The following is a 25,680-nucleotide window of genomic DNA, read 5'->3' as shown; positions in this document are numbered from 1 at the left end:
GATTAACTCTTAATGCCGTAATGCTCAAGCATCGCGTCCAGCTGCGGCTCGCGACCGCGGAAGCGTTTGAACAGGACCATTGGCTCTTCCGAACCGCCGCGGCTAAGGATGTTGTCGAGGAACGACTGGCCGGTTTCGCGATTGAAGATACCCTCCTCTTCGAAGCGCGAGAAGGCATCCGCCGCCAGGACGTCGGCCCATAGATAGCTGTAATAACCCGCTGCGTATCCGCCGGCGAAAATATGGCTGAAGGCGTGCGGGAAACGGCCCCACGACGGCCCGGGGATCAGCGCCACCTGCTGCTTAATTTCCGCCAGCGTTTCGAGGATTTTCGCGCCCTGCTGCGGGCTGAACTCCGCATGCAGGCGGAAGTCGAACAGGCCGAACTCCAGCTGGCGCAGAATAAACATCGCCGCCTGGTAGTTTTTCGCCGCCAGCATTTTCTCCAGCAATTCCTGCGGCAGCGGTTCGCCGGTTTCATAGTGGCCGGAGATAAAGGCCAGCGCTTCCGGCTCCCAGCACCAGTTTTCCATAAACTGGCTCGGCAGCTCGACCGCATCCCACGGTACCCCGCTGATGCCGGACACGCCGGCGGTGTCGATACGGGTCAGCATATGGTGCAGACCGTGGCCAAACTCGTGGAACAGGGTGATCACTTCATCGTGGGTGAACAGCGCCGGCTTACCGTTGACGGGACGGTTAAAGTTACAGGTCAGATAAGCGACCGGCTTTTGCAGCGAGCCGTCAAGCTTGCGCATCTGGCCAACGCAGTCATCCATCCACGCCCCGCCGCGTTTATGTTCGCGAGCGTAGAGATCGAGATAGAAGCTACCGCGTAGTTCATTTTTTTCATCGTACAGCTCGAAGAAGCGCACCTCCGGATGCCAGACGTCCACATCGGTACGCTCTTTCGCGGTAATACCGTAAATACGCTTAACCACCTCGAACAGGCCGTTAACCGCTTTGTTTTCCGGGAAGTAGGGGCGCAGCTGTTCATCGCTGATGCTGTAAAGATGCTGCTTCTGTTTTTCGCTGTAGTAAGCGATATCCCACGGCTGCAGTTCATCCACGCCGAATTCGGCTTTGGCGAAGGCGCGCAGCTGGGCCAGCTCTTTCTCACCCTGCGGACGGGCGCGTTTCGCCAGGTCGGTCAGGAAGTCGAGCACCTGCTGCGGATTTTCGGCCATTTTGGTCGCCAGCGACTTGTCGGCAAAGCTGTCAAAACCCAGCAGCTGCGCCAGCTCGTGGCGCAGGGCGAGGATTTCCGCCATTACCGGGCTGTTGTCCCATTTTCCGGCGTTCGGCCCCTGGTCGGAGGCGCGGGTGGAATAGGCGCGATACAGCTCTTCACGCAGCGCCTGATTGTCGCAGTAGGTCATTACCGGCAGATAGCTCGGGATATCCAGGGTCAGCAGAAACCCTTCCTGCTCTTTGGCTTCAGCCTGGGCTTTCGCTGCGGCAAGCGCGCTTTCCGGCATGCCGGAGAGCTCAGATTCATCGGTGACCAGCTTGGTCCAGCCCATGGTCGCGTCGAGCACGTTGTTGCTGTACTGATTGCCCAGCTCGGAGAGGCGGGCGGCGATTTCGCCGTAGCGTTTCTGCTGCTCTTTCGCCAGGCCAATACCGGAGAGTTCAAAATCGCGCAGCGCGTTATCTACCGCTTTTTTCTGCGCGGTATTCAGGGTGGCGTAATGGTCGCCGTCGCGCAGGTCGCGGTACGCTTTGTACAGGCCTTCATGCTGCCCAACCCAGGTGCTGTACTCCGAAAGCAGCGGCAGGGTCTGCTCGTAGGCTTCGCGCAGTTCCGGACTGTTTTTGACCGAGTTCAGGTGGCTGACCGGGGAAAAAATACGCCCCAGCACGTCGTCTACTTCCGCCAGCGGCTGGCAAAGATTTTCCCAGGTATACGGCGCCCCTTGCGCCACCGCGCGCTCTACCGCCGCCCGGCAATCATCCAGCGCTTTAGTGACCGCGGGGACCACGTGCTCGGGTTTGATGGCAGAGAATGGCGGTAATGAAAAAGGCGTCAGTAATGGATTGGTCATATGCGCAGTCCTGTTGAATTGGGTGAATGAAGCGCGCGTCCGGCGCTATAGCATGAGATCTAGAATGGGGGATAGTTTGCTGAATTTCAATGTCAGGCGCCGCGCGCAGGCGGGTATTACTGCGATAAGTCTGGCCGTTGTGGCCAGAGCGCATAAAAAAGCCGGGTTCGCCTCGCGGCGACCCGGCTCGTTTTAGGCTGACAAGCAGCTTATACCACCATCCCCAGCAGCAGACAGCCTACCAGGCCGCACACTGAGATAATGGTTTCCAGCACCGACCACGACTTAATGGTCTCGCCGATGGTCAGGTTGAAGTATTCCTTAAACAGCCAGAAGCCCGGGTCGTTAACGTGGGAGAAGATAACGCTGCCGGAGCCAACGGCGATCACCATCAGTTCCGGGCTCACGCCGGTGGTGGCGATCAGCGGCGCGGCGATACCGCCCGCGGTGATCGCCGCAACGGTGGCGGAACCCAGCGCGATACGCAGTACCGCAGCAATCGACCATGCCATAAACAGCGGGGACATATTGGATTCATGCATGATAGAAGCAATGTATTTATCCATGCCGCTATCGACCAGCACCTGCTTGAAGGCGCCGCCGCCGCCGATGATCAGCAGCATCATGGCGATAATTTTGATCGAGGAGGTCAGCGTATCGTTAATCTGCTCCATGGAACGACCGCGGTTAAGACCGAAGGTGAACATGGCGATCAGTACCGCGATCAGCGTGGCCATGACCGGGTCGCCGAAGAATTCCGCGATCGGCAGGAAGGCATGACCTTTCGGCAGAACCATTTCGGCCACGGCGCGCATAGCCATCAGAATAACCGGTACCAGAGAGGTCCAGACGCTGACGCCGAAGCCCGGCATCTCTTCCTCAGTGAACGTTTTCGGGTTATGCAGGCCTTCCGGAATCGGCTTATCGATACCTTTCAGGAAGCGTGCGTAAACCGGCCCCGCAAGGATAACCGTCGGGATCGCCAGAATCGTACCGAACAGCAGGGTTTTACCCATGTCGGCATGGAAAATAGTGGCAATGGCAGTCGGGCCCGGGTGCGGAGGCAGGAAACCGTGCGTGACGGAGAGCGCGGCCGCCATCGGGACGCCGATATAGAGCAGCGGGATACCGGCGGATGCGGCGATGGTAAAGACCAGCGGCAGCATCAGTACGAAGCCCACTTCATAGAACAGGGCGAAGCCGACGGTAAAGCCGGTGAGCACAACCGCCCATTGAATATGTTGTTTACCAAATTTGGCAATCAGCGTGGTGGCGATACGCTGCGCGCCGCCGCAGTCCGCCAGCATTTTACCGAGCATCGCGCCGAAGCCCATGATCAGCGCGAGGCTGCCGAGGGTTCCCCCAACGCCGTTTTTGATGGAGACGATAACTTTATCCAGAGGCATACCCTGCATGAGCCCGACGGCAAGTGCCACCAGAACCAGAGCGATAAACCCGTTCAGCTTGAAACGGATCATCAGCAACAATAACAGGGCAACCCCGATAGCAACGATGACTAATGGCATGATTTACCTGGCCTTAATTTGTTATGGGTAACGTCATAGTTTCAACATTGACTTCATCCGTTCCGACCGGAACAAAAAATGTCTGACGCCGTAGAAGCTGGCTTTATCCTTACCCAGAGAAAGGATAGCTGGCTATTTTTTTATCTGTGGCGCCTGAAGCGAATGATACGGGTAACATATGAAGTTTGAGAATCACCTGGGCGGTGAAAATTTCAAATATGAGACTTAAGTCATACTCTTTCCCGGGTTTCTGCCGGGTCGCTTAGCGGGAAATGTTGCGCGGTAACATGAGGGGAGTCGCCCGGCCGCGAAAAGGCAGCCGGGCGGGGAAATCAGTAGTAGGAGTGCTCGCCGCGCTGGTGTTCAGTCAGATCGCGTACGCCTTTCAGTTCCGGGAACTCGTTCAGCATCTGCTTCTCGATCCCCTCTTTCAGCGTCACGTCAACCATCGAACAGCCGTTGCAGCCGCCGCCGAATTGCAGAATCGCCAGGCCATCGTCGGTGATTTCCATCAACGTGACGCGCCCGCCGTGGCCGGCCAGCTGCGGGTTAATCTGCGACTGCAGCAGGTACTCAACGCGCTCCATGAGCGGGGCATCGTCGGACACTTTGCGCATCTTGGCGTTTGGCGCTTTCAGCGTCAGCTGGGAGCCCAGCTGGTCGGTAACAAAATCGATTTCAGCGTCTTCCAGGTACGGCGCGCTAAGCTCATCGACGTAGGCGGTGAGTTGCTCAAACTTCAGCGCGGTATCGGAATCTTCCACCGCATCCGGTGGGCAGTAGGACACGCCGCACTCGGCGTTAGGGGTGCCGGGATTGATCACAAATACGCGAATTTGTGTCCCTTCTTCCTGATTTGCCAGCAGTTTGGCAAAGTGCGCTTGTGCAGCATCGGAAATACGGATCATAGCGTTGGCCTAATAGTTGACTATTTTACTGGGTTATTATACGCCCATCAGCAGGGGTCTACAAGGTACGGCATATACACCATACCTGAACCGTCGCGGCGCCGTTTCGCAAAAGCAGGCGGGATATCTCGGCGACGGTGCTTCCGGTTGTGACGACATCATCCACAATGGCGATATGGTGGCCCTGGAGCGACAATTCAAGCTGGAAGGCGTTTTTCAGGTTCCGTTTGCGCAATCTGGCGCTGAGCTGATGCTGGGTGGCGGTGCGGCGCCGGCGGGTTAGCGCATCGCTGCGCCAGGCGCAGTCCAGCCAGCGGGAGAGCGGTCGGCACAGCAGATCGCTCTGATTAAATCCCCTCTTCCACTGACGACGCTGCCAGAGCGGCACGCTAATTATCCGGTCCGGGCGGGGAAGATCCCGACGCTGGCGAATGCGCAACAGCAGCAGACGCGCCAGCGCCGGGGCCAGCTCGGGCCGCTTATTGAATTTCAGTTGGTGAATCAGGCCGCTCAGCGGCGGTCGATAGTCATTCACCGTCACCAGCCGCTGCCACGGCGGCGGTTTTTGCAGGCAGCGCCCGCAGGGCAGCGTGCTTGATTGGGCCGGCAGGCCGCACTGCGGGCACAGCGGTTCAGACGCCAGCAGCGCCGACGCGCATCGCGAGCAGATCCCCCAGCTGGCGATGGCCAGCGGCATTTGGCATAGCCAGCATAAGCTGTGTGCTGTTAGCATATTTCCCCCTCGATTGGTGGAAAGAGAACAGTAACTGATGAAAACGATCGCGTGGCAGACCACGGGCGAAGGAAATTGTCATCTTGTGCTGCTGCACGGATGGGGGCTGAATGCCAAAGTGTGGGATTGCATCACGCCGCAGCTGGCTTCGCATTTTACGCTGCACCTCGTCGACCTGCCTGGCTATGGCCGCAGCGGCGGCTTTGGCGCGATGTCGCTGGAAGAGATGGCCCAGCGGGTGCTGGAAAACGCGCCGGAGCGCGCTATCTGGCTGGGCTGGAGCCTCGGCGGGCTGGTGGCCAGCCAGGTCGCGTTATCCCATCCCGATCGCGTGCAGGCGCTGGTCACCGTGGCCTCTTCCCCCTGCTTTAGCGCTCACGACAGCTGGCCCGGGATTAAGCCCGACGTGCTGAGCGGGTTTCAGCAGCAGCTGAGCGAAGATTTTCAACGCACCGTCGAACGCTTTCTGGCGCTGCAAACCCTGGGTACCGAAAGCGCGCGTCAGGATGCGAGAGCGCTGAAGAGCACGGTGCTGTCGCTACCGATGCCGTCGCCGGAGGTTTTAAACGGCGGGCTGGAGATCCTCAAAACCGCCGATTTACGCCAGCCGTTGACCGCCCTCGACATGCCTTTTTTGCGCCTGTACGGTCGGCTGGACGGTCTGGTACCGCGTAAAATCATTCCGCTTCTCGATGCACTGTGGCCCAAAAGCACGTCGATTGTCTTCGATAAAGCCGCCCATGCGCCGTTCATTTCACATCCGCAGGCGTTTTGCGCTCCGCTGATCGAGCTGAAGCGTGAGATCGATAAATTTTTTTAGCGGGACGTGGTAAAAACGCTGGGTGCAGCAATACTTAGGTTGTTGCGGGGGTTGACTATTTCACGCTGGCCCCGTGACCTAAAAAAAACAACCTAATGGAGAGTAGAGGCTATGAAACTTGTTACAGGAATTGTTGCATCTCTGGTGATTGGCTCCCTGTCCTTCGGCGCGTTCGCCGCCAAGGAAATTCAAAAAGACGAAGTGGCTAAGTTGAACCTGACCAAAATCGGTTCGATTACCACCTCCAGAACAACCTCTCCGATGGATGCAAAGCGCGATCTGTCGAAAAAAGCGGATGAGCTGGGCGGCACCTATTTTGTGGTGATTGCAGGCGAGAAGAACGAGAAAACGGTTCACGCTAACGCGGACGTCTACAAGTAAGCCAGAAAGCGGGTCTCAGGACCCGCTTGCGGTATATGCCGCAGTCGGTTCCCGGAGGCGGCGCGTTGCGCCTGTCCGGGCAACCCACCCCAGAACCGTACAAATCTGTGGTCGAATCTCCCGGGTCGCGGCGTAAACGCCTTACCCGGGCTACCAAGCCCAAAACCGCACAAACTCGTAGCCCGGATAAGGCGTTAGCCGCAATCCGGGAAACCTGCCTTCACAGCCCAATCAGCGCAGCGACCACCACTCCCGCAGGCAGGCTTTGCCTTCCGGGCAGCTTTTACAGCTGCCGGAGAGGCAGCCATCGGCATCTTCGGTCACTTTCACCGCTTTCCCCATCGCTTGCAGGCGGCCCAGCATGGCGTCAATCAGCGGCTGCGGCGTATTCAGGCGGACGCTGAGCTGCTTTGCCTCCATCCTCCCCTGCAGGGCCAGCATATCGCGGACTTCAATTAATGACGCCATCATCGCTCCTTAGTGGCAATCGCCCGCCGGACTCTGGCAGCAGGTGGACGGCGTTTTGCGCGTCGCCAGCAGCGAGACGTCCACCCGGCTACGCGCTCTGCGCAGCAGGCCAAAGATCACGATATTGAACAGCACCACCGCCAGAATGCACACCAGGCTATAGCGCGGATGCTGGCTAAAGCTGACGGTCTGGTAGTACAGCGTAGAGAGCGAGTAAGCGATATTCAGCCCCCACAGGACGGAGAACATCATCCAGCCGCGGCTCGACTCGCGGGCAATCGCCCCCATTACCGAGATGCAGGGAATATAGAGCAGGACAAAAATCAGGTAGCTGTACGCCGCAGCGGCGCTACCGAATTTGCTGCCCATGACGCCCATCGCGCCGGTTGCCATTTCGCCGTCGCCTTTACTGGCTTCGATAGGGTTGGCCAGCACGCTCAGGCTGAACGTATCTTTCAGGCTCTGCCAGGTCTCGTCTACCGCGGCCAGCAGCTCATCGCCGAGGCTAAACGTCTGCGGATTAAACGCTTCGTTCTGGATATCTTCGGCGGTGTAGAGGGTGTTCAGCGTCCCCACCACCACTTCCTTGGCCATCGCGCCGGTGAACAGCCCGACGGTCGCCTGCCAGTTATCCTCATGTACGCCAATCGGTTTAAATACCGGGGTAATCACCCGGCTGACCGACGCCAGCGCCGAGTCGTTGATGTTATCGACGATCTTACCGCTCAGCGAGAAGCTGTTCAGCGCGCTGAGGAAGATACTGACGATAACGATCACTTTACCCGCGCGCAGGACGAAGCCTTTCAGACGCTGCCAGGTCTGGATAATCAGGCTCTTCACGTGCGGAACGTGATACACCGGCAGCTCCATCACGAACGGCGACGCTTCACCGCGCATAATGGTATGCTTCAGCATCAGTCCGGTCGCAATCGCCATCACGATCCCCAGTACGTACAGCGAGAAGACCGCCAGCGCGCCGTTCTGGCCGAAAAAGGCGGCGGCGAAGACGGCGAAAATCGCCAGCCGCGCGCCGCAGGACATAAACGGCGCCATCATAATGGTCATCAAACGTTCGCGCGGCGCATCAAGCGTACGCGCGCCCATCACCGACGGAACGTTGCAACCAAAACCGACGATTAACGGCACGAAGGATTTCCCCGGTAGCCCCAGCGCCTGCATCAGGCGGTCCATTACAAACGCCGCCCGCGCCATATAGCCAGAGTCTTCAAGGAAAGAGAGGAACAGGTACATCATGCCGATCTGCGGTACCAGCGGCAGTACGGTATTGATACCGCCGCCAATCCCCTGGGCGAGGAACACCGTCAGCCAGTCCGGGAAATGCAGGGTATAGCCAACCCACTGAATACCGTGGATAAAGATAGCCACGGAACCGGCATCAAAAATGGGCTGCAGCGCGCCGCCGATATTAATCGCCAGCAAGAACATCAGGTACATAACGAACAGGAAGACCGGCAGGCCGAGGAAGCGGTTGAGGATCACTTTATCCATCGCCGCGGTAAAGCGGCTGGGCTCGGCGGTAAGGGTGTTACTGACCGCATCGCAAATGGCGGCAATGCTTTGGTAACGGGCATCGGCGATATGCAGCGCGGGGTCATCCATCTCTTCGCTCAGGTGCGCCAGGGACACGTCCAGCTTGTGGGCAGCGTCACCGGCGTAGGCGCGGCTGTAAATATCGCCTTCAAGCATCTGTAAACCCAGCCAGAGACGCTGGCGCTGCGGAATATCCGCGGCCATGGCCTGCGCCAGCTTGTCCGCCTCCCGCAGCAGCGGCTGCGGATAGTGCACCAGTTCAATAGCCTGGTTCTGCTGGTGGCGATCGATCGCCATTTTTAAGGCCTCGATACCGCGCCCGCGGGTGGAAACCAGCGGGATCACCGGGCACCCGAGACGCGCGGCCAGCGCGTCGACATCGATGCGGATCTTCTGTTTTTCCGCGATATCGAGCATATTCAGCGCGACCACGCAGGGGATGCCAAGCTCCAGCAGCTGCAGCGTCAGATAGAGGTTACGTTCCAGATTGGACGCATCGACCACGTTAATCAGCATGTCGGCGTCGCCGCTGAGAATATAGTGGCAGGCAATCTGCTCATCCAGCGAGGTTTGCGAGGAGATGGTGGTCAGGGAATACGTGCCCGGAAGGTCTACCAGCGTGACCTGATGATCGGTGGTGTTGAAACCACCCTCTTTGCGTTCAACGGTCACTCCCGCCCAGTTACCGACGCGCTGGCGCGCGCCGGTGAGCTGATTGAACAGCGTGGTTTTACCGGAATTAGGATTACCAATTAAGCCAAGGGTTAATTTTTTCATATTCATACTCTTAGTGCCGGTCAGGCATTATTGTGCAACCGCTTCCAGCTCAATTAACGCAAGATCCTTTTTACGTAATACCAGGCTAACGCGTCGGGTTTCAATATGAATAGGGTCGCCGAGCGGCGCCACGCGAACCACATTGAAAGAAGAACCCGGCAGCATCCCGAGGGACAGCAGCTTCTGCCGATACGCCGGACTAATATCGCGGGAGAAACCGGTGATTTTCCACGCACTATCAGGTGTAAATTGCATAGGACCTACTTGTTTATCGCCAACTGAAAAGAGAGTTTTCCGTATGCGCCGGAGACGCGGCGCCAGGGACCGTAGCTAACGAAGAAGAAAAAATACTCAATGCAAATAATGATAATGAGAATAGTTTTTATCATCAATACATATAATGCGGCCGTTTCGCTTTTTAAAGAGAAAATTGAGCTTTTGTTGATATTGAGCAAACTCTTTTTTCTCGCCGTCGCGGAGGTGATGATTATTCTTAATGACTAAATGTTTAATTAAAGTTTCGATAGTTAACGAAATGAAAATAATAATATCGCCGTCCGTAATTCGCGCTTATTACGACGTTATAAGAAAATACTGATGCTTGTTTGCACAATATGGCGAATGCCGGAAGAAATGCGGCCCCTTAGCAAAAGGGGCCGGAAAGAATTAACGTTTTTTACCCATTGCCGCCGCCAGCGCATCCATCATCGCGCTGTTGCCCGCAGGCTGCGCCTCGCGACCGCGAGGTTTAGCGGCCTTCGCCGCCGGGCGGTTGCCCTGAGGACGATCGTTACCGCCGCCGCGGCGCGCGTTGCTGTCGCCAGGCTGTTCGTCCAGACGCATCGTCAGCGCGATGCGCTTACGCGGCAGGTCGACTTCCATCACTTTCACCTTCACGATATCGCCCGCTTTGACCACCGTGTGCGGGTCTTCAACGAACTTATTCGACAGGGAAGAGATATGCACCAGGCCGTCCTGATGAACGCCGATATCGACAAACGCGCCGAAGTTGGTGACGTTGGTCACCGCGCCTTCGAGGATCATCCCCGGCAGCAGGTCGTTCATCGTCTCTACGCCATCGGCGAACTGGGCGGTTTTAAACTCAGGGCGCGGGTCGCGGCCCGGCTTCTCCAGCTCTTTGATGATGTCGGTCACCGTCGGCACGCCGAATTTCTCATCGGTGAAATCAGCGGCTTTCAGATGACGCAGTTCGCTGCTGTTGCCCATCAAATCTTTCAGCGCCTGCTGAGTCGCCGCCAGAATGCGCTCCACCACCGGATACGCTTCCGGGTGCACGGTTGAAGCGTCCAGCGGGTTGTCGCCGTGGTTGATACGCAGGAAGCCCGCGCACTGTTCAAAGGCCTTCGGCCCCAGACGGCTGACCTTCAGCAACTGCTGGCGATTCTGGAACTGGCCGTTCTCATCGCGCCAGGAGACGATATTCTGCGCCATCATGCGGGTCAGACCGGCGACGCGGGTAAGCAGCGGGACGGAAGCGGTATTCAGATCGACGCCGACGGCGTTTACGCAGTCTTCCACCACCGCGTCCAGCTTACGCGCCAGCTGGGTCTGGCTGACATCGTGCTGATACTGGCCGACGCCAATGGATTTCGGATCGATTTTCACCAGTTCGGCCAGCGGGTCCTGGAGACGACGGGCGATAGAGACCGCGCCGCGCAGGGAAACGTCGAGATCCGGGAACTCCAGCGCCGCCAGCTCGGAGGCGGAGTACACGGACGCGCCCGCTTCGCTGACGATGACCTTCTGCGCGGTCACTTTCGGGAACTGCTTCTGCACGTCGAGGAAGAAGCGCTCGGTTTCACGCGAGGCGGTACCGTTGCCGATCGCCACCAGCTCAACGTTGTACTTTTCACACAGCGCGGCAACCGCCACCGCCGCTTTTGCGGCCTGGCCGGTATGCGGGTAGATGGTATCGGTAGCCACCAGCTTCCCGGTACCGTCAACGACGGCGACTTTGACGCCGGTGCGCAGGCCCGGATCGAGGCCCATGGTGGCGCGCAGCCCGGCCGGCGCGGCCATCAGCAGGTCGTGCAGGTTGCGGGCAAAGACGTTAATGGCTTCATCTTCCGCGCGTTCGCGCACGGTCCCCATCAGCTCGGTTTCGAGGTGCATCAGCACCTTGATACGCCACGTCCAGCTCACCACGCCCTTACGCCAGCCGTCCGCCGGCGCGTTATTCAGGCGCAGGCCGAGATGGTCGATAATGATTTGCTCGCCGTGGCTCTCTTTCGGCGGCTCGTCGAACTGCGGGTCGGCGTTTAAAGAGAGCTGCAGCACGCCTTCGTTGCGGCCGCGGAACATCGCCAGCGCCCGGTGCGACGGGACGGTGGAGATCGGTTCATGGTGATCGAAGTAGTCGCGGAATTTCGCCCCTTCCTCTTCTTTACCGCTGACGACGGTCGCCACCAGGTGGGCGTTTTTCCACAGATAGTCGCGCACTTTCGCCAGCAGGCCCGCGTCTTCAGCAAAGCGCTCCATCAGGATATAGCGCGCGCCGTCGAGAGCGGCTTTTGTGTCCGCTACGCCGTTGTCGGCGTCGATATATTTAGCGGCTTCGGTTTCCGGGTCGTGAGAGGGTTCGTTCCACAGCAGATCGGCCAGCGGTTCCAGCCCGGCCTCAATGGCGATCTGCCCGCGCGTGCGGCGCTTCGGCTTGTACGGCAGATAGAGATCTTCGAGCTCGGTTTTACTCAACGTCCCGTTGATGGCTTTTTCCAGCGCCTCGGTCAGCTTGCCCTGCTCGCCGATGGACTTCAGGATCGCCTGACGACGGTCTTCAAGTTCACGCAGATAGCCCAGGCGGGTTTCCAGATTACGCAGCTGCGTGTCATCCAGACCGCCGGTGACTTCTTTACGATAGCGTGCGATAAACGGCACGGTATTCCCTTCATCAAGCAGGCGAACGGCAGCTTCTACCTGTTCAGCCCTGGCCTGAAGTTCACCCGCAATAATGCGGCAGAGCGAATCATTCATCATCGGTTTAATTCATCTTTAGGATCAAAAATCAGGGGGATAGTTATACGGACTGGCACGCTAAAATGCCAGCCGCGACCCAAGCCTCTCGGAATGTTCCGGACCTATTTGGCTTTGACGTATTCAATTTCGTTCACGTACCAGGCCGCCTCGCCCGCGGGGGTGTTCACGATGGCTAAATCACCGACCTCTTTTTTCAGCAGCGCGCGCGCCATTGGCGAATCAATGGAGATGTAGTCGTTGCGGCCAAAGATTTCATCGTAGCCGACAATCCGGAAGCGCTTCGTCTCGCCCGCATCGTTTTCAATCTCCACCCACGCGCCGAAAAAGACCTTACCCTCCTGCTGCGGCGAATAATCGACGATTTTCAGCTGCTCAAGGCACTTGGTCAGGTAGCGCACCCGGCGGTCGATTTCACGCAGGCGCTTTTTATTGTATTGGTAATCGGCGTTTTCACTGCGGTCGCCGAGGCTCGCCGCCCAGGTCACCTTTTTGGTGACTTCCGGACGTTCTTCGCGCCACAGGGTATCCATCTCTTTCTTCAGTTTTTCATACCCTTCACGGGTGATCAGCGGCGTTTTCATCGAAGGTTCCGGCTCCTGATTACAGATCTTTGTGCAATGCTGCGCACAATTCGTCGCACGTCATCATACCAACAGGATAAATAATGTGTCTTATGCTTAAATGTATACTTAAGCTGCTGTTAAATATGCTTTGTAACAATTTAGCCTGGAATATATACCAGATTTCGCTGGTGGGCGACCCGGGCTTTTTTGAGAATACGTACTGACAATTGCAGTGAACCTTTGGGAGTATAAACAATGCAAGAGAATTATAAGATTCTGGTTGTCGATGACGACATGCGCCTGCGTGCGCTACTCGAACGTTATCTGACCGAGCAGGGCTTCCAGGTTCGTAGCGTGGCGAACGCTGAACAGATGGATCGCCTGCTGACCCGTGAATCCTTCCACCTGATGGTGCTGGATCTGATGCTGCCGGGCGAAGATGGCCTGTCCATTTGCCGCCGCCTGCGCAGCCAGAGCAACCCGATGCCGATCATTATGGTCACGGCGAAAGGGGAAGAAGTTGACCGTATCGTGGGCCTGGAAATCGGCGCCGACGACTACATCCCAAAACCGTTCAACCCGCGCGAGCTGCTGGCCCGTATCCGCGCCGTACTGCGCCGTCAGGCTAACGAACTGCCGGGCGCGCCTTCGCAGGAAGAAGCGGTTATCGCCTTTGGTAAGTTCAAGCTGAACCTCGGCACCCGCGAGATGTTCCGCGAAGATGAGCCTATGCCGCTGACCAGCGGTGAATTCGCGGTACTGAAAGCGCTGGTGAGCCATCCGCGCGAACCATTATCCCGCGATAAGCTGATGAACCTCGCTCGCGGCCGTGAATATTCGGCCATGGAGCGCTCCATCGACGTACAAATCTCCCGCCTGCGCCGCATGGTGGAAGAAGATCCGGCGCATCCGCGCTATATCCAGACCGTTTGGGGCCTGGGCTACGTTTTCGTCCCGGACGGCTCTAAGGCATGAAACGCGTGCGCTTTTCGCCGCGAAGCTCGTTTGCCCGCACCCTGTTACTGATCGTCACCCTGCTGTTCGCCAGCCTGGTGACGACCTATTTAGTGGTGCTGAATTTCGCGATCCTGCCCAGTCTCCAGCAGTTTAATAAGGTTCTGGCCTACGAAGTGCGTATGCTGATGACCGATAAACTCCAGCTGGAAGACGGCACTCAGCTGGTGGTGCCGCCGGCGTTTCGCCGCGAGATTTACCGCGAGCTGGGCATTTCGCTCTATTCCAACGAAGCGGCGGAAGACGCAGGCCTGCGCTGGGCGCAGCATTATGAATTCTTAAGTCAGCAGATGGCGCACCAGCTCGGCGGGCCAACCGAAGTGCGGGTCGAGGTAAACAAAAGCTCCCCCGTGGTGTGGCTGAAAACCTGGCTTTCTCCCAATATCTGGGTGCGCGTACCGCTGACCGAAATCCACCAGGGCGACTTCTCGCCGCTGTTCCGCTACACCCTGGCTATCATGCTGCTGGCGATTGGCGGCGCCTGGCTCTTTATTCGTATTCAGAACCGACCGCTGGTCGACCTGGAGCACGCGGCGCTTCAGGTCGGGCGAGGGATTATTCCCCCGCCGCTGCGCGAATACGGCGCATCGGAAGTGCGATCGGTGACCCGCGCCTTTAACCACATGGCGGCTGGCGTGAAGCAGCTGGCGGATGACCGCACGCTGCTGATGGCCGGGGTGAGCCATGATTTACGCACTCCCCTTACGCGTATCCGTCTGGCGACGGAGATGATGGGCGAAGAGGACGGCTACCTCGCCGAGTCGATTAATAAAGATATTGAAGAGTGTAACGCCATTATCGAGCAGTTTATCGACTACCTGCGCACCGGCCAGGAGATGCCGATGGAGCTGACGGACCTTAACGCGGTGCTGGGGGAAGTGATTGCGGCGGAGAGCGGCTACGAGCGAGAAATCGCCACCGACCTGCAGCCGGGCGAGATCCCGCTGCGCGTGCATCCGCTCTCCATCAAGCGCGCGCTGGCGAATATGGTGGTCAACGCCGCCCGCTACGGCAACGGCTGGATTAAAGTCAGCAGCGGCAGCGAGGGGAACCGGGCCTGGTTCCAGGTGGAAGATGACGGTCCGGGAATTAAACCGGAGCAGCGTGAGCATTTGTTCCAGCCGTTCGTGCGCGGCGATAGCGCCCGTACGATTAGCGGGACCGGCCTCGGCCTGGCTATCGTTCAGCGCATTATCGATAACCATAACGGTAAGCTGGAACTTGGCTCCAGCGAACGCGGCGGATTATTAATTCGCGCCTGGCTGCCGGTGCCGATGCAGCGCGCCCTGCCCGCGATAAAGCCCGCCAAAGAGATCTAATTCTGCCGGTACGCCCGCATTAAAACACCCGGCGGCGCCACGCTGTACGCCGCCGCATTGCCCTTGTATCCCGGAGAGGTGCGCCAGCACCGCCTCCGGACTGCACCAGGTTTAATGCGCTTTATTCGCCATCGCATACGCCGCTGGCAAATTCAGCCGCTGCCAGAACTGCTGCGCGTCGTTATCACCGGAAAGCGGATACCCTGCGGGCAACGCCGTTCTGACCATCAGCGCCCGACGCTGCGCGGCGGACAGATTCGGCAGCGCAGCCTCCAGCAGCACTTCAGCCCCTTGCGGCACCTTCAGACTCTGTTTTTCGCCCTTCTGCTGCGGCAGATCGTAGGTCATGGTAAAGCGATAAAACGCGACCATCGCCGGGTCGCGATACGGATCGTCTTTCGCAGGCACTTTCGCGCACTCCGCCAGCGTCGTGCCGCACTCTTTCTCCAGCGCGGTACGCAGCTGGTCGCGGGCCTCATTAAACAGCCCGCGATACTTCGCGTCATTCAGGTAGTGGGCGACATTGCGCTGCGCCACCATCCGCGAACCCATCACGTCCAGCGGATAGTGCACGCCCAGCACGATGCGCGAATAGCCATAGCGGGCGCCGCGCGTCACCAGCGCGTCGAAGCGCTCCGGGATCATCTCCGCCATCAGCAGAGCGTCGGTATAGCCGGTGTTGGTGTGCCCGCTCGGAAACGAGCCGCCGTCGGCGGTATAGGGCTTATTGTCCTTAACGACCACATCGTCCGGCACCAGATGGATGGTATTGCCCTGAATCAGGAACGGGCGCGGGTTATTGAAGTGCTTTTTCGCCGCCCCGGTACTCACTTCCGAAGCTTTGATCAGCGCCGCCGCCTTACCGAGCTCGCCTTTGTCGTAGGCGGCGAGGAACGCTTTGCCGAGACGCGGCCCCAGCGCATCGCTGAGGAAGTAGAGATAGCTGATGCCCTCGGCATCCGCCAGCGCCTGATGGCGGGAGGTCTGTACGGCATCGCGGTTGATGGCGGTGACCGTCGCCAGATTTTGCTCAATTACCGCCTTCGGCAGCGCAGTGAACGCCGAGAGCAGCGCAATACCCGCCTGCTGGTTGGCTTTTGCCTGGAAGTCATAACCGCTGGCCTTCAGCCACGCGGTATCCGCCTGTGTTTTATTCTGTCTGGCGTGTTCAAGCTGGTCGCGAGTCAGGGTTGCCGCATCGCCCTTCAGCGCGTTGCGCAGCTGCGACAGGCTTTGGCTCTCCAGAGCATCAAACCCCGGACTGGCGGCGGCTGGCGTCACGCAGTTGGCGATTGCCGCCGCCTGATTCAAAGGAACCTCTTTCGCCAATGCCGGCAGCGCCAGCATGAGCGCCGATGCGAGAAGCGTGATGTGCAGTTTCATTATTTTTCCTTTTATTCAAACCATTACCTTGCCTTTACGTGACGCTAGCCCTTCTGTTTGACGCTTTTATGACACGGTTATGTTTTGCAACGCTTTAAGCGGAATGGAAACAGCGCGGCGGTAATCCAGGCCGATCTGCGGTAAACTATCGGTCATCTTGTCTCAATCCCGGAATCACCGTATCCATGCTCAGTTATCGTCATAGCTTTCACGCAGGCAACCACGCCGACGTTCTTAAACACACCGTTCAGAGCCTGATCATTGAATCGCTCAAAGAGAAAGAAAAACCGTTTCTCTATCTGGACACCCACGCCGGCGCAGGCCGCTATCAGCTGAGCAGCGAACACGCCGAGCGTACCGGTGAATATCTCGAAGGCATCGCCCGCATCTGGCAGCAGGATGACCTGCCCGCCGAGCTGGAGCCGTATATCTCCGTCGTTCAGCACTTCAACCGTAGCGGCCAGCTGCGCTACTACCCCGGCTCGCCGTTGATTGCCCGCCAGCTGCTGCGCGAGCAGGACAGCCTGCAGATGACCGAACTGCATCCCAGCGATTTTCCGCTGCTGCGCGCCGAGTTTCAGAAAGACGACCGCGCCCGGGTTGAAAAAACCGATGGCTATCAGCAGCTGAAGTCGAAGCTGCCGCCGGTTTCTCGTCGTGGACTGGTGCTGATCGACCCGCCTTACGAAATCAAAAGCGACTACCAGGCGGTCGTGACCGGTATTCATGAAGGCTACAAACGCTTTGCTACCGGCACCTACGCGCTGTGGTATCCGGTGGTGTTACGGGCGCAGATTAAGCGCATGATCAAAGAGTTAGAGGCCACCGGCATTCGCAAAATTCTGCAAATCGAGCTGGCGGTGCGTCCGGATAGCGACCAGCGCGGGATGACCGCCTCCGGGATGATCGTCATCAACCCGCCGTGGAAGCTGGAGCAGCAGATGAACAACGTTCTGCCGTGGCTGCATAAAAAGCTGGTGCCGACCGGCATCGGCCATACCACCGTCAGCTGGATCGTGCCTGAGTAATCGCAGTCATCGGTGGAAACTATTGATTTCAGGTATACAATCGCGCCAATCAGACATTAAGGATAAGACTCATGAGCAAGCATTATGACTATATCGCCATTGGCGGCGGCAGCGGCGGTATCGCCTCCATTAACCGTGCCGCTATGTACGGCCAGAAGTGCGCGCTGATTGAAGCCAAAGACCTGGGCGGTACCTGCGTGAACGTCGGCTGCGTGCCGAAAAAAGTCATGTGGCATGCGGCGCAGATCCGTGAAGCCATCCATCTGTATGGCCCGGATTACGGTTTTGATACCACTATCAATCACTTCGACTGGGACAAACTGGTCGCCAGCCGTAGCGCCTATATCGATCGTATCCACACCTCCTACGATAACGTGCTGGGCAAAAATAAGGTCGATGTGATTAAAGGCTTCGCCCGTTTTGTCGATGCGAAAACCATCGAAGTTAACGGCGAGACGATAACCGCCGATCATATTCTGATCGCCACCGGCGGCCGCCCGAGCCATCCGAATATCCCCGGCGTCGAATACGGCATTGATTCCGATGGTTTCTTCGAACTGCCGGCGCTGCCGAAACGCGTTGCGGTTGTCGGCGCGGGCTATATCGCCGTTGAGCTGGCGGGCGTAATTAACGGCCTGGGCGCGGAGACGCACCTGTTCGTGCGTAAACACGCGCCGCTGCGTAGCTTCGATCCGCTGATCGTGGAAACGCTGGTTGAGGTAATGAACGCCGAAGGCCCGCAGCTGCATACCCATGCCATTCCGAAAGCGGGAGTGAAGAACGCCGACGGCAGCCTGACCCTGGAACTGGAAGATGGCCGCAGCCAGACCGTGGACTGCCTGATTTGGGCGATCGGTCGCGAACCGGCAACCGATAACTTCAACCTCGCCGCGACCGGAGTGGAAACCAACGATAAAGGCTATATCGTCGTCGATAAATTCCAGAACACCAACGTTCCGGGTATTTACGCCGTCGGCGATAATACCGGCGCCGTCGAGCTGACCCCGGTCGCCGTTGCCGCAGGCCGTCGTCTCTCCGAGCGCCTGTTTAACAACAAGCCGGACGAACATCTGGACTACAGCAATATCCCGACCGTGGTGTTCAGCCATCCGCCTATCGGCACCGTCGGCTTAACCGAGCCGCAGGCGCGCGAGCAGTACGGCGATGAAGCGGTGAAAGTGTATAAATCCTCTTTCACCGCCATGTATACCGCCGTGACCTCACACCGCCAGCCGTGCCGCATGAAGCTGGTCTGCGTCGGCCCGGAAGAGAAGATTGTCGGTATTCACGGTATCGGCTTCGGGATGGACGAGATGCTGCAGGGCTTCGCGGTGGCGCTGAAGATGGGCGCAACCAAGAAAGACTTCGACAATACCGTGGCGATCCACCCAACCGCCGCGGAAGAGTTTGTGACGATGCGGTAAGACGCGCACCATGCCTGAAAAAGAAGCTCTCCGGAGCTTCTTTTTTTTCCTCTACGCCACGCCGTTATTCCCGTGACGCTTAAACGCCGGCCGCTGATTCAGCGCCATATACCAGCGCCCCACTTCCGCCATTTCAGGATGGGCGAACGGCGTCATTTTCCAGCGATGCACCGACAGGCCAAGGACAATATCCGCCAGCGTAAACTCTCTACCGGCGACCCATGCCCCGGTTTGCTGCAGCTGCGTATTGACGATCTGCACGCAGCGGGTCCAGGCGGCAATACTCTCTTTGATAGCCGTCGGATCCTGAAAACGCGGGTCCTTGCGTACCAGTCCCATAAAGGCATAGCGCCAGGCAGTATTAAATTCCGTCGCCTGCCAGTCCATCCAGTGCTCAACCTCGGCGGCAGCCCGCGGCGCCGTGGGGAGCAGGTCTTCCCGCCCGGCTTTGCGCGCCAGATAGCGGCAGATGCTGTTCGACTCCCATAACACAAAGTCGTCATCCCGCAGCACGGGCACCAGGCTATTCGGATTAAGGGCGCGAAACTCCGGGGTCTCAATCGACTGAAACCCGCTACCGTAATCCTCCTGCTGATATTCAAGCCCCGCTTCTTCGCAGGTCCACAGCACTTTGCGCACGTTAATTGATGAGCGTTTGCCCAGTATTTTTAGCATTGTCAGCAATTCCTCAATCAAAAGAGATGGTTGTTTCACAATACTGCATCGGCGGCGCATGTACAGCCGGATAATGTGTATAGTGGATTGCACGATTTTTCTCCAGGACAGGTTACCCGACATGTTGACCTCTTTTAACGTTTTAACACCGGGCAATATCCGCTTTGGACGCGGCCTTGCTCGCAGCGCCGCCCCCTGGCTCGCCGCCCGCTCCGCACAGATACTGCTGATTCACGGCGCCAGCCTGCAGCGCGCGGCGTTCTTATTAAGCGAACTCCACGCTCACCAGCTGAACGTCACCACGCTGTCTATCGCCCATGAACCCGACCTGCAGGATATTGAACGGGGCGTCCGTCTGGCGCGGGAAAAAGGCGTCGGCGCGGTGGTCAGCCTCGGCGGCGGCGCGGTGATAGATGCCGGCAAAGCGATTGCGGCGCTGGTTCCCGCGCAGGGGCCCGCGATCGAGTATCTGGAAGTGGTGGGTACCGGGCGCCTGTTAGAAGCCAATCCGCTGCCGTTCGTCGCCATCCCCACCACGGCCGGTACCGGGGCGGAAGTCACAAAGAACGCGGTGATCAACGTCCCGGAGCAGCAGCGCAAGGTCAGCCTGCGCGACGACCGCATGCTGCCGGACCTGGCGATTGTCGACCCGTCGCTCACCGACAACACCCCGCGCGCGGTGACCCTCGCTTCCGGCCTGGATGCCCTCACCCAGGTGATTGAGCCCTGGCTGTGCGCCCGGGCGAATCCTTTTACCGACGCTCTCTGCCGGGAGGCGATCCCGCGCGGCATCAAAGCGCTCAGAACGCTGATGGCCAAAGAGTGTCCGGATAGCCGCGATGAGATGGCATGGGTCAGCCTGTGCGGTGGGCTGGCGTTAGCCAACGCCGGTCTCGGCGTCATTCACGGTCTTGCGGGCCCATTAGGCGGTCTGAGCAACGCCCCCCACGGCGCGCTTTGCGGCAGCCTGCTTCCCTTCGGCCTGGCGCTCAATGAAACGCAAATTAGCGACGAACGCCTCCGCCAGCGTTTTGCCGACGTACGCCAGTGGCTGGCCGCCGGACTGGACGCCGATCCAAACAGCGCCTGGGAGAGCCTGCGCGAGTGGAGCCAGCGATCCGGTCTGGGCAATCTGCGCGAGCTCGGCGTCCCCCGCGAAGCGCTGGAACCCGCGGCCCTCGCCGCCAGCAGCTCATCCTCCATGAAGGCTAACCCGGTTATGCTCACCAGCGAGCAGCTGCTGGAAATGCTGGAGGCCGCGTGGGAGTAAGGGCTTAATCGCTAAAGCGCCTGGAAATTTAGATTTTGTTGCAAAACGAAATCTCCGAATTTTTCGGCGCAATACGAAGCGGTTAAAACGGTTTTAATGCGCCAGGTCAACGAGTTAAAGCAGAAACCCCGGGCAGACGGTTTAGAACAAAGCGTGATCTACCGCACACTTCTCTTTTCGTTTCCCGCTGCGAATGTCTAAGCTTAATAGACAGGTCGGGCGCGCCCGGCATCCTCTACTGACGCAATCCGGAGGTCCGTACCACTATGTTCAGCCAGAAATTACGCAACGTTGATGACGATGAGCTCAGGATCGAAATCGATCCGTGCTACGAAGCCGATCCGTATGAGTTAAAGCTGGATGAAATGTTCGACGCCGAACCCGAACCGGAGATCATAGAAGGGCTGCCCGCCTCGGATGCCCTGACCCCTGCCGATCGCTATCTGGAACTGTTCGCTCACGTCCAGAAGTCGCGAATTTTCGCCGATAGCAAAACCTTCCCCGACTGCGCGCCGAAGCAGGACCCGCTGGATATTTTGATTCACTACCGTCGCGTCCGGCGTACCCCCGGATTCGATCTCCGCCAGTTTGTTGAAGACCACTTCTGGCTACCGGAAAACCGCGCCGAGGATTACGTCTCCGATCCCACGCGATCGTTAAAGGAGCATATTGATAATCTGTGGCCCGTCCTGACCCGCGAGCCGCAGGATCATATTCCCTGGTCGTCGCTGCTGGCGCTGCCGCAGTCTTATATTGTCCCTGGCGGGCGGTTTAGCGAAACCTACTACTGGGATTCCTACTTCACCATGCTGGGGCTGGCGGAAAGCGGCCGCGAAGACCTGCTGAAATGCATGGCCGACAACTTCGCGTGGATGATTGAAATCTACGGCCATATTCCTAACGGCAACCGCACCTACTATCTCAGCCGCTCGCAGCCGCCGGTGTTTGCCCTGATGGTCGAACTGTTTGAAGAGGATGGGGTTCGCGGCGCCAAACGATACCTTGACCATCTGCGGATGGAGTACAGCTTCTGGATGGACGGCGCGGAATCGCTGATCCCCAATCAGGCCTACCGTCACGTGGTGCGGATGCCGGACGGCTCGCTGCTGAACCGCTACTGGGACGATCGCGATACGCCGCGCGATGAGTCATGGCGGGAAGATGTCGAAACGGCGAAGCACTCCGGGCGCCCGCCTAACGAGGTCTATCGCGACCTGCGCGCCGGGGCGGAGTCCGGCTGGGATTACTCCAGCCGCTGGCTGCGGGATATTACCCGGCTGGCGAGCATCCGTACCACCCAGTTTATCCCCATTGATTTGAACGCCTTCCTGTTCAAGCTGGAGAATACCATCGCCAACCTCTCCGGCCTGAAGGGCGACCGGGAAACAGAGGCCGCTTTTCGCCAGAAGGCCAGCGAGCGCAGGGCGGCGGTAACCCGCTATCTGTGGGATGACGAAAGCGGCTGTTTCCGCGATTACGACTGGCGCCGCGAGCAGCTGGCGCTGTTTTCCGCCGCCAGCCTCGTCGCGCTGTACGTCGGCATGGCGACCCATGAACAGGCCGACAGGCTCGCCGACGCGGTACGCGCCCGCCTGCTCACCCCCGGCGGTATTATGGCGACGGAATATCAAAGCGGTGAGCAGTGGGATAAGCCCAACGGCTGGGCGCCGCTGCAGTGGATGGCGGTACAGGGTTTTAAAATGTACGGCCAGGATCCGCTGGGCGATGAGATAGCCCAAAGCTGGCTGCAAACGGTGAATCATTTCTATAAACAGCACTATAAGCTGATTGAAAAGTACCATATCGCCAGCGCCACCCCCCATGAAGGCGGAGGCGGTGAATATCCGCTCCAGGATGGCTTTGGCTGGACGAATGGCGTGGTGCGCCGGCTTATCGGCCTGTACGGCGAACCGTTGTAAAAGCGGACTATTCCCGCGGTCGATGTCCTGCTATGTTCATGGCATCGACTTTCGCCGGAAGCCCAGCTATGCCTGAACTGGTTACCCCACGTCTGCGCTGCTCGCCGCTGCAGCTTGACGACTGGCCCTTTTTTCTCAGCTTACAGCAAGACCCCCAGGTGATGCTTTACGTCGCGGATCCCCGCCCGGTAGCGGACATTCGCGACGCTTTTGATGCCCGGCTCCCCGCGTGGTCGCCGGGCGCGGCCCACTGGCTGTGCCTGGTGGTGCGCGACCGCTACACCCACGCTCCCCTGGGCCTCACCGGCTATCAGCATCACGCTCCCGATAGCGCTGAAGCGGGTTTTCTGTTCGCTCCCCGGGCGCAGGGCAAAGGTTACGGCTATGAGTCTCTGCGCGCGCTGTGCGATTACGCTTTCTCCGCCGGCGGCATCCGGCGGCTGACGGCAACCGTCACCGCGGGCAATCTGGCGTCAAAAAATCTGCTGCAAAAGGTCGGTTTTCACCAGGAGGGCGAGCTGCGCGACTGCTACTGGCTCAACGGTCGCTGGCACAACGATTGGCTGTTTGGCCTGCTGCGCCGCGATTACCACCAGCCTGGGCCATCTGGCGAATAGGGCGCGACGCGCTTTTCCTCTACACTGCAGGCCGACAACAGAGGAAGCGATAAATGTCCCCAACCATACCGCCGCTAAGCCTGCACGGGCTGGAGTTTATTAAGCGAATGCAGGGGCTAGCGCTCGCCCCCTATCGGGACGAAAGCGGCCTGCGCGTGATTGGCTACGGCCACGTTCTCAATGATTACGAATCGTTCCCTCACTTCACGCGCGAGATCGCGGAGACTCTGCTTATCGTCGATCTTCTGCAGTGCCAGCGCGAACTTAAGCGCAGGCTCCGGGTCACGCTTAATCAAGCGCAATATGATGCGCTGGTCTCTTTAGCCTTTAGCTGCGGGGCGGCGTCTCCGGCGCTTGATACCGTCCTGACCCATCTTAATCATCAGCGGTTCGCTGACGCGCTGAGCGCATGGGAAAATATTCGCAGCGGCCGCGAACAGCGGCGCGAAGAGTGCGCAAGATTCAAAACCAGAGCCGATTAAGTTTCGCTGACGCGATGAAAGACCATCGCCGCCTGGGTACGATTCTTCACGTCCAGCCGACGGTACAGCGACTCAAGATGGGCCTTTACCGTGCCGGTGCTGATATTTAACGTCCGGCTAATCTGTTTATTAGAGTCACCGGCGGCCAGCAGCTGCAAAATCTCCCGCTGGCGCTGGCTCAAATGAACCCGTTTATTATCGCTCACCTCCGCCATTATTAATCCATCGTCCGGCAAGCAGGGCAGCCCCCGCCGGAGACGGTTGATGGTCTGAGCGAAAGTGGGCAAACTTTCCTCGCGCTGCACGATGGCCCGCACATTATAAGACAGCGCGCGCTGTAGCCAGCCCTTGTTATCGTCAGAAACGATCAGCAGGACCTGAGCGTGCGGAAAACGACGCTGTTTTTCCTCCAGCAGCCAACAGCAAAACTCACCGTGCATATCCCCGTCCAGCATGAGCAGCGCGTCAGGATGCGCCGTCAGCTTCTGCCAGAGCTGTTCAGCCTGACAGGTGCCAAAAATATCAATCTCTGGAATGTATTGCTGGAGGCCAATTTTCATTCCATGAATAAATATCGACTGCCTGTCAAACATGAGTATCTGCATGGGTTTCGCTCCAATAAATAAATGCCCGATGAAAAGACAAACATCAGCCAAAATAAATAACAACTTGCCGTTTGGCCTGGGGCATTTTACCGATAGGGATGCGAAACTAAATATCATAACAATGAATAGTTACAGGGCTTATTGGCCCCATTACTTATCCACAATATTTATTACATTTGAATTAAGGAAATCCTTAATCAGGCGGGCAAGAAAAAATAAAAATAATACTAATTTTCTAGTTTAAACGAAGCCGGAAACGCAGGCGATGGCAAAATGAGGAAAGTCTGTTACGAAATAAGAAAGTGCATGAAATACGTTAGCCCCTCCATACTCTATGGAGGGGCGCGGGATTACAAGAACATCCCACCGGAGACTTCTACGCGCTGGGCGTTCATCCAGCGCAGGTCATCGCTAAGCAGCGCGGCGATGGCATCGCCAATATCATCCGGCAGCCCCACTCTTCCGAGCGCCGTTTGCGCGGCAATATGCTGATTCACCTGCGCGTTATCCCTGACCACACCGCCGCCAAAATCGGTTTCAATCGCGCCGGGCGCAATAATATTGACCGAAATTCCGCGTTCTCCCAGCTCCTTCGCCTGGTAGCGCGTCAGCACCTCCATCGCGCCTTTCATTGAGGCGTAGGCCGCATAGCCCGGCAGCGCGAAACGCGCCAGTCCGCTGGAAACGTTGAGGATCCGCCCCCCGTCCTGCAATAACGGCAGCAGGCGTTGGGTAAGGAAAAACGGCCCCTTAAACTGGATGTTCATTAATTCATCAAACTGCGCCTCGCTGGTTTCAGCAAAGGGAATATTCAGGCCAATTCCGGCATTGTTCAATAAATAGTCGAAGGTCTCCCGCTGCCAGCGCTGCTGAAGCACTTCTCTTACCTTCTGAGCAAAACTGTCGAAACTGCCAACATCACCGACGTTTAGCGGTAATGCCGCGGCTTTCACGCCTTTTTGCTCAATTTCAGCCACTACGTCCAGCGCCGCCTGCGGGTTACTGTGCCAGGTCAGAATAATATCGGTTCCCTTTGCCGCCAGCTTCAATGCGGCGTTTTTTCCCAGTCCACGGCTACCGCCGGTGACTAAAGCGATACGTTGCGTCATCAGAAAACCCCTTCTTGGTTGCGTTTGCATCGTTGAAGAGCTTATTAGCTGCTATAAAAACAATAA

General features: G+C 58.1%; 23 protein-coding genes. 10 read left to right on the top strand and 13 right to left on the bottom strand.

All coding sequences use genetic code 11. The annotated features are described in order from the left end of the window. Positions 1 to 2: 2 nt before the first annotated feature. The 4 genes from prlC to gntX form a co-directional block, all read right to left on the bottom strand. Positions 3 to 2,045, bottom strand: a complete 2,043-nt coding sequence (gene prlC / locus SIK97_RS03980) for an oligopeptidase A (RefSeq protein WP_014839726.1) — start codon at positions 2,043 to 2,045, stop codon at positions 3 to 5. A 209-nt stretch (positions 2,046 to 2,254) separates the two neighbouring features. Continuing rightward, positions 2,255 to 3,571 (bottom strand): gluconate transporter, encoded by a 1,317-nt coding sequence (gene gntT, locus SIK97_RS03975; RefSeq protein ID WP_004134706.1) that lies wholly within the window; start codon positions 3,569 to 3,571, stop codon positions 2,255 to 2,257. A gap of 332 nt (positions 3,572 to 3,903) precedes the next feature. Continuing rightward, on the bottom strand, positions 3,904 to 4,479 hold the full coding sequence (nfuA, locus tag SIK97_RS03970) for a Fe-S biogenesis protein NfuA (protein ID WP_004106660.1): 576 nt from the start codon (positions 4,477 to 4,479) through the stop codon (positions 3,904 to 3,906). A 58-nt stretch (positions 4,480 to 4,537) separates the two neighbouring features. Next, the gene (gene gntX, locus SIK97_RS03965; RefSeq protein WP_032694208.1) at positions 4,538 to 5,212 is read right to left on the bottom strand and encodes a DNA utilization protein GntX; all 675 of its coding nucleotides are present in this window, start codon (positions 5,210 to 5,212) and stop codon (positions 4,538 to 4,540) included. Positions 5,213 to 5,249: 37 nt separating this feature from the next. Between gntX and bioH the strand changes: the two genes are divergently transcribed. Next, positions 5,250 to 6,032: a pimeloyl-ACP methyl ester esterase BioH gene (bioH, locus tag SIK97_RS03960; protein WP_032751608.1), complete on the top strand. Its 783-nt coding sequence runs from the start codon at positions 5,250 to 5,252 to the stop codon at positions 6,030 to 6,032. 111 nt (positions 6,033 to 6,143) lie between these two features. Continuing rightward, the gene (locus SIK97_RS03955; RefSeq protein WP_014227147.1) at positions 6,144 to 6,413 is read left to right on the top strand and encodes a YdgH/BhsA/McbA-like domain containing protein; all 270 of its coding nucleotides are present in this window, start codon (positions 6,144 to 6,146) and stop codon (positions 6,411 to 6,413) included. A 231-nt stretch (positions 6,414 to 6,644) separates the two neighbouring features. On the opposite strand, the gene feoC is transcribed toward SIK97_RS03955, so the two are convergent. The 5 genes from feoC to greB form a co-directional block, all read right to left on the bottom strand. Beyond that, positions 6,645 to 6,881: a [Fe-S]-dependent transcriptional repressor FeoC gene (gene feoC / locus SIK97_RS03950; RefSeq protein WP_014227148.1), complete on the bottom strand. Its 237-nt coding sequence runs from the start codon at positions 6,879 to 6,881 to the stop codon at positions 6,645 to 6,647. A gap of 9 nt (positions 6,882 to 6,890) precedes the next feature. Continuing rightward, positions 6,891 to 9,209, bottom strand: coding sequence for a Fe(2+) transporter permease subunit FeoB (feoB, locus tag SIK97_RS03945; protein WP_032751986.1), 2,319 nt, complete (start codon positions 9,207 to 9,209; stop codon positions 6,891 to 6,893). A gap of 27 nt (positions 9,210 to 9,236) precedes the next feature. After that, positions 9,237 to 9,464, bottom strand: coding sequence for a ferrous iron transporter A (gene feoA / locus SIK97_RS03940; RefSeq protein ID WP_004126281.1), 228 nt, complete (start codon positions 9,462 to 9,464; stop codon positions 9,237 to 9,239). A 411-nt stretch (positions 9,465 to 9,875) separates the two neighbouring features. Next, complete coding sequence (locus SIK97_RS03935; RefSeq protein ID WP_032751610.1) at positions 9,876 to 12,206, bottom strand: Tex family protein; 2,331 nt, start codon at positions 12,204 to 12,206, stop codon at positions 9,876 to 9,878. A gap of 101 nt (positions 12,207 to 12,307) precedes the next feature. Then, positions 12,308 to 12,787: a transcription elongation factor GreB gene (gene greB / locus SIK97_RS03930; protein ID WP_004106676.1), complete on the bottom strand. Its 480-nt coding sequence runs from the start codon at positions 12,785 to 12,787 to the stop codon at positions 12,308 to 12,310. 237 nt (positions 12,788 to 13,024) lie between these two features. Between greB and ompR the strand changes: the two genes are divergently transcribed. Together ompR and envZ are read left to right on the top strand one after the other, a co-directional pair. Then, entirely contained in the window at positions 13,025 to 13,744 is a 720-nt protein-coding gene (gene ompR, locus SIK97_RS03925; RefSeq protein WP_001157751.1) for a two-component system response regulator OmpR, read from the top strand. After that, on the top strand, positions 13,741 to 15,102 hold the full coding sequence (gene envZ, locus SIK97_RS03920; protein WP_014227153.1) for a two-component system sensor histidine kinase EnvZ: 1,362 nt from the start codon (positions 13,741 to 13,743) through the stop codon (positions 15,100 to 15,102). Before ompR ends, envZ begins: the two co-directional genes overlap by 4 nt. A 111-nt stretch (positions 15,103 to 15,213) precedes the next feature. Here envZ and SIK97_RS03915 read toward each other — a convergent pair whose 3' ends face one another. Continuing rightward, positions 15,214 to 16,485 (bottom strand): acid phosphatase, encoded by a 1,272-nt coding sequence (locus SIK97_RS03915; RefSeq protein ID WP_047722838.1) that lies wholly within the window; start codon positions 16,483 to 16,485, stop codon positions 15,214 to 15,216. Positions 16,486 to 16,670: 185 nt separating this feature from the next. On the opposite strand from SIK97_RS03915, the gene SIK97_RS03910 reads away from it, so the two are divergent. Continuing rightward, entirely contained in the window at positions 16,671 to 17,513 is an 843-nt protein-coding gene (locus tag SIK97_RS03910; RefSeq protein WP_009651758.1) for a 23S rRNA (adenine(2030)-N(6))-methyltransferase RlmJ, read from the top strand. A gap of 71 nt (positions 17,514 to 17,584) precedes the next feature. Next, positions 17,585 to 18,937 (top strand): glutathione-disulfide reductase, encoded by a 1,353-nt coding sequence (gorA, locus tag SIK97_RS03905; RefSeq protein ID WP_057173683.1) that lies wholly within the window; start codon positions 17,585 to 17,587, stop codon positions 18,935 to 18,937. A 51-nt stretch (positions 18,938 to 18,988) separates the two neighbouring features. On the opposite strand, the gene SIK97_RS03900 is transcribed toward gorA, so the two are convergent. Further along, positions 18,989 to 19,612, bottom strand: a complete 624-nt coding sequence (locus SIK97_RS03900) for a glutathione S-transferase family protein (protein ID WP_032751614.1) — start codon at positions 19,610 to 19,612, stop codon at positions 18,989 to 18,991. A gap of 121 nt (positions 19,613 to 19,733) precedes the next feature. Here SIK97_RS03900 and SIK97_RS03895 point away from each other — a divergent pair, with 121 nt between their 5' ends. From SIK97_RS03895 to SIK97_RS03880, 4 genes are all read left to right on the top strand, one after another. After that, the gene (locus tag SIK97_RS03895; protein WP_032694203.1) at positions 19,734 to 20,882 is read left to right on the top strand and encodes an iron-containing alcohol dehydrogenase; all 1,149 of its coding nucleotides are present in this window, start codon (positions 19,734 to 19,736) and stop codon (positions 20,880 to 20,882) included. Between the two features lie 266 nt (positions 20,883 to 21,148). Beyond that, positions 21,149 to 22,801: an alpha,alpha-trehalase gene (locus SIK97_RS03890; protein WP_014227158.1), complete on the top strand. Its 1,653-nt coding sequence runs from the start codon at positions 21,149 to 21,151 to the stop codon at positions 22,799 to 22,801. A gap of 68 nt (positions 22,802 to 22,869) precedes the next feature. After that, on the top strand, positions 22,870 to 23,418 hold the full coding sequence (locus SIK97_RS03885) for a GNAT family N-acetyltransferase (RefSeq protein ID WP_014227159.1): 549 nt from the start codon (positions 22,870 to 22,872) through the stop codon (positions 23,416 to 23,418). Between the two features lie 53 nt (positions 23,419 to 23,471). After that, positions 23,472 to 23,900: a lysozyme gene (locus tag SIK97_RS03880; protein WP_032751618.1), complete on the top strand. Its 429-nt coding sequence runs from the start codon at positions 23,472 to 23,474 to the stop codon at positions 23,898 to 23,900. On the opposite strand, the gene SIK97_RS03875 is transcribed toward SIK97_RS03880, so the two are convergent. Together SIK97_RS03875 and SIK97_RS03870 are read right to left on the bottom strand one after the other, a co-directional pair. Next, a complete protein-coding gene (locus SIK97_RS03875) occupies positions 23,897 to 24,505 on the bottom strand; it encodes a response regulator transcription factor (protein WP_032751620.1) in 609 nt (202 codons plus the stop codon). The two genes, SIK97_RS03880 and SIK97_RS03875, sit on opposite strands and share 4 nt — an antisense overlap. Positions 24,506 to 24,855: 350 nt before the next feature. Continuing rightward, positions 24,856 to 25,614 carry an SDR family NAD(P)-dependent oxidoreductase gene (locus SIK97_RS03870; protein ID WP_032719951.1) on the bottom strand — a complete coding sequence of 253 codons (759 nt, stop codon included), beginning with the start codon at positions 25,612 to 25,614 and terminating at the stop codon, positions 24,856 to 24,858. Positions 25,615 to 25,680 lie beyond the last annotated feature (66 nt).

Origin of the sequence: Klebsiella sp. JN_Kp126, from assembly GCF_033843325.1 — a bacterium.
GTDB lineage: Bacteria > Pseudomonadota > Gammaproteobacteria > Enterobacterales > Enterobacteriaceae > Klebsiella > Klebsiella michiganensis.
This window is presented reverse-complemented; position numbering and strand designations above follow the sequence as displayed.

Coding starts and splice junctions, on each gene's coding strand:
- SIK97_RS03955 (WP_014227147.1), top strand. CDS start 6,144: ATGAAACTTGTTACAGGAATTGTTGCATCTCTGGTGATTGGCTCCCTG.
- gntT (WP_004134706.1), bottom strand. CDS start 3,571: ATGCCATTAGTCATCGTTGCTATCGGGGTTGCCCTGTTATTGTTGCTG.
- SIK97_RS03870 (WP_032719951.1), bottom strand. CDS start 25,614: ATGACGCAACGTATCGCTTTAGTCACCGGCGGTAGCCGTGGACTGGGA.
- SIK97_RS03885 (WP_014227159.1), top strand. CDS start 22,870: ATGCCTGAACTGGTTACCCCACGTCTGCGCTGCTCGCCGCTGCAGCTT.
- ompR (WP_001157751.1), top strand. CDS start 13,025: ATGCAAGAGAATTATAAGATTCTGGTTGTCGATGACGACATGCGCCTG.
- SIK97_RS03875 (WP_032751620.1), bottom strand. CDS start 24,505: ATGCAGATACTCATGTTTGACAGGCAGTCGATATTTATTCATGGAATG.
- gntX (WP_032694208.1), bottom strand. CDS start 5,212: ATGCTAACAGCACACAGCTTATGCTGGCTATGCCAAATGCCGCTGGCC.
- SIK97_RS03935 (WP_032751610.1), bottom strand. CDS start 12,206: ATGATGAATGATTCGCTCTGCCGCATTATTGCGGGTGAACTTCAGGCC.
- SIK97_RS03900 (WP_032751614.1), bottom strand. CDS start 19,612: ATGCTAAAAATACTGGGCAAACGCTCATCAATTAACGTGCGCAAAGTG.
- feoB (WP_032751986.1), bottom strand. CDS start 9,209: ATGAAAAAATTAACCCTTGGCTTAATTGGTAATCCTAATTCCGGTAAA.
- prlC (WP_014839726.1), bottom strand. CDS start 2,045: ATGACCAATCCATTACTGACGCCTTTTTCATTACCGCCATTCTCTGCC.
- envZ (WP_014227153.1), top strand. CDS start 13,741: ATGAAACGCGTGCGCTTTTCGCCGCGAAGCTCGTTTGCCCGCACCCTG.
- SIK97_RS03915 (WP_047722838.1), bottom strand. CDS start 16,485: ATGAAACTGCACATCACGCTTCTCGCATCGGCGCTCATGCTGGCGCTG.
- SIK97_RS03880 (WP_032751618.1), top strand. CDS start 23,472: ATGTCCCCAACCATACCGCCGCTAAGCCTGCACGGGCTGGAGTTTATT.
- greB (WP_004106676.1), bottom strand. CDS start 12,787: ATGAAAACGCCGCTGATCACCCGTGAAGGGTATGAAAAACTGAAGAAA.
- nfuA (WP_004106660.1), bottom strand. CDS start 4,479: ATGATCCGTATTTCCGATGCTGCACAAGCGCACTTTGCCAAACTGCTG.
- feoC (WP_014227148.1), bottom strand. CDS start 6,881: ATGGCGTCATTAATTGAAGTCCGCGATATGCTGGCCCTGCAGGGGAGG.
- gorA (WP_057173683.1), top strand. CDS start 17,585: ATGAGCAAGCATTATGACTATATCGCCATTGGCGGCGGCAGCGGCGGT.
- feoA (WP_004126281.1), bottom strand. CDS start 9,464: ATGCAATTTACACCTGATAGTGCGTGGAAAATCACCGGTTTCTCCCGC.
- SIK97_RS03890 (WP_014227158.1), top strand. CDS start 21,149: ATGTTCAGCCAGAAATTACGCAACGTTGATGACGATGAGCTCAGGATC.
- SIK97_RS03910 (WP_009651758.1), top strand. CDS start 16,671: ATGCTCAGTTATCGTCATAGCTTTCACGCAGGCAACCACGCCGACGTT.
- SIK97_RS03895 (WP_032694203.1), top strand. CDS start 19,734: ATGTTGACCTCTTTTAACGTTTTAACACCGGGCAATATCCGCTTTGGA.
- bioH (WP_032751608.1), top strand. CDS start 5,250: ATGAAAACGATCGCGTGGCAGACCACGGGCGAAGGAAATTGTCATCTT.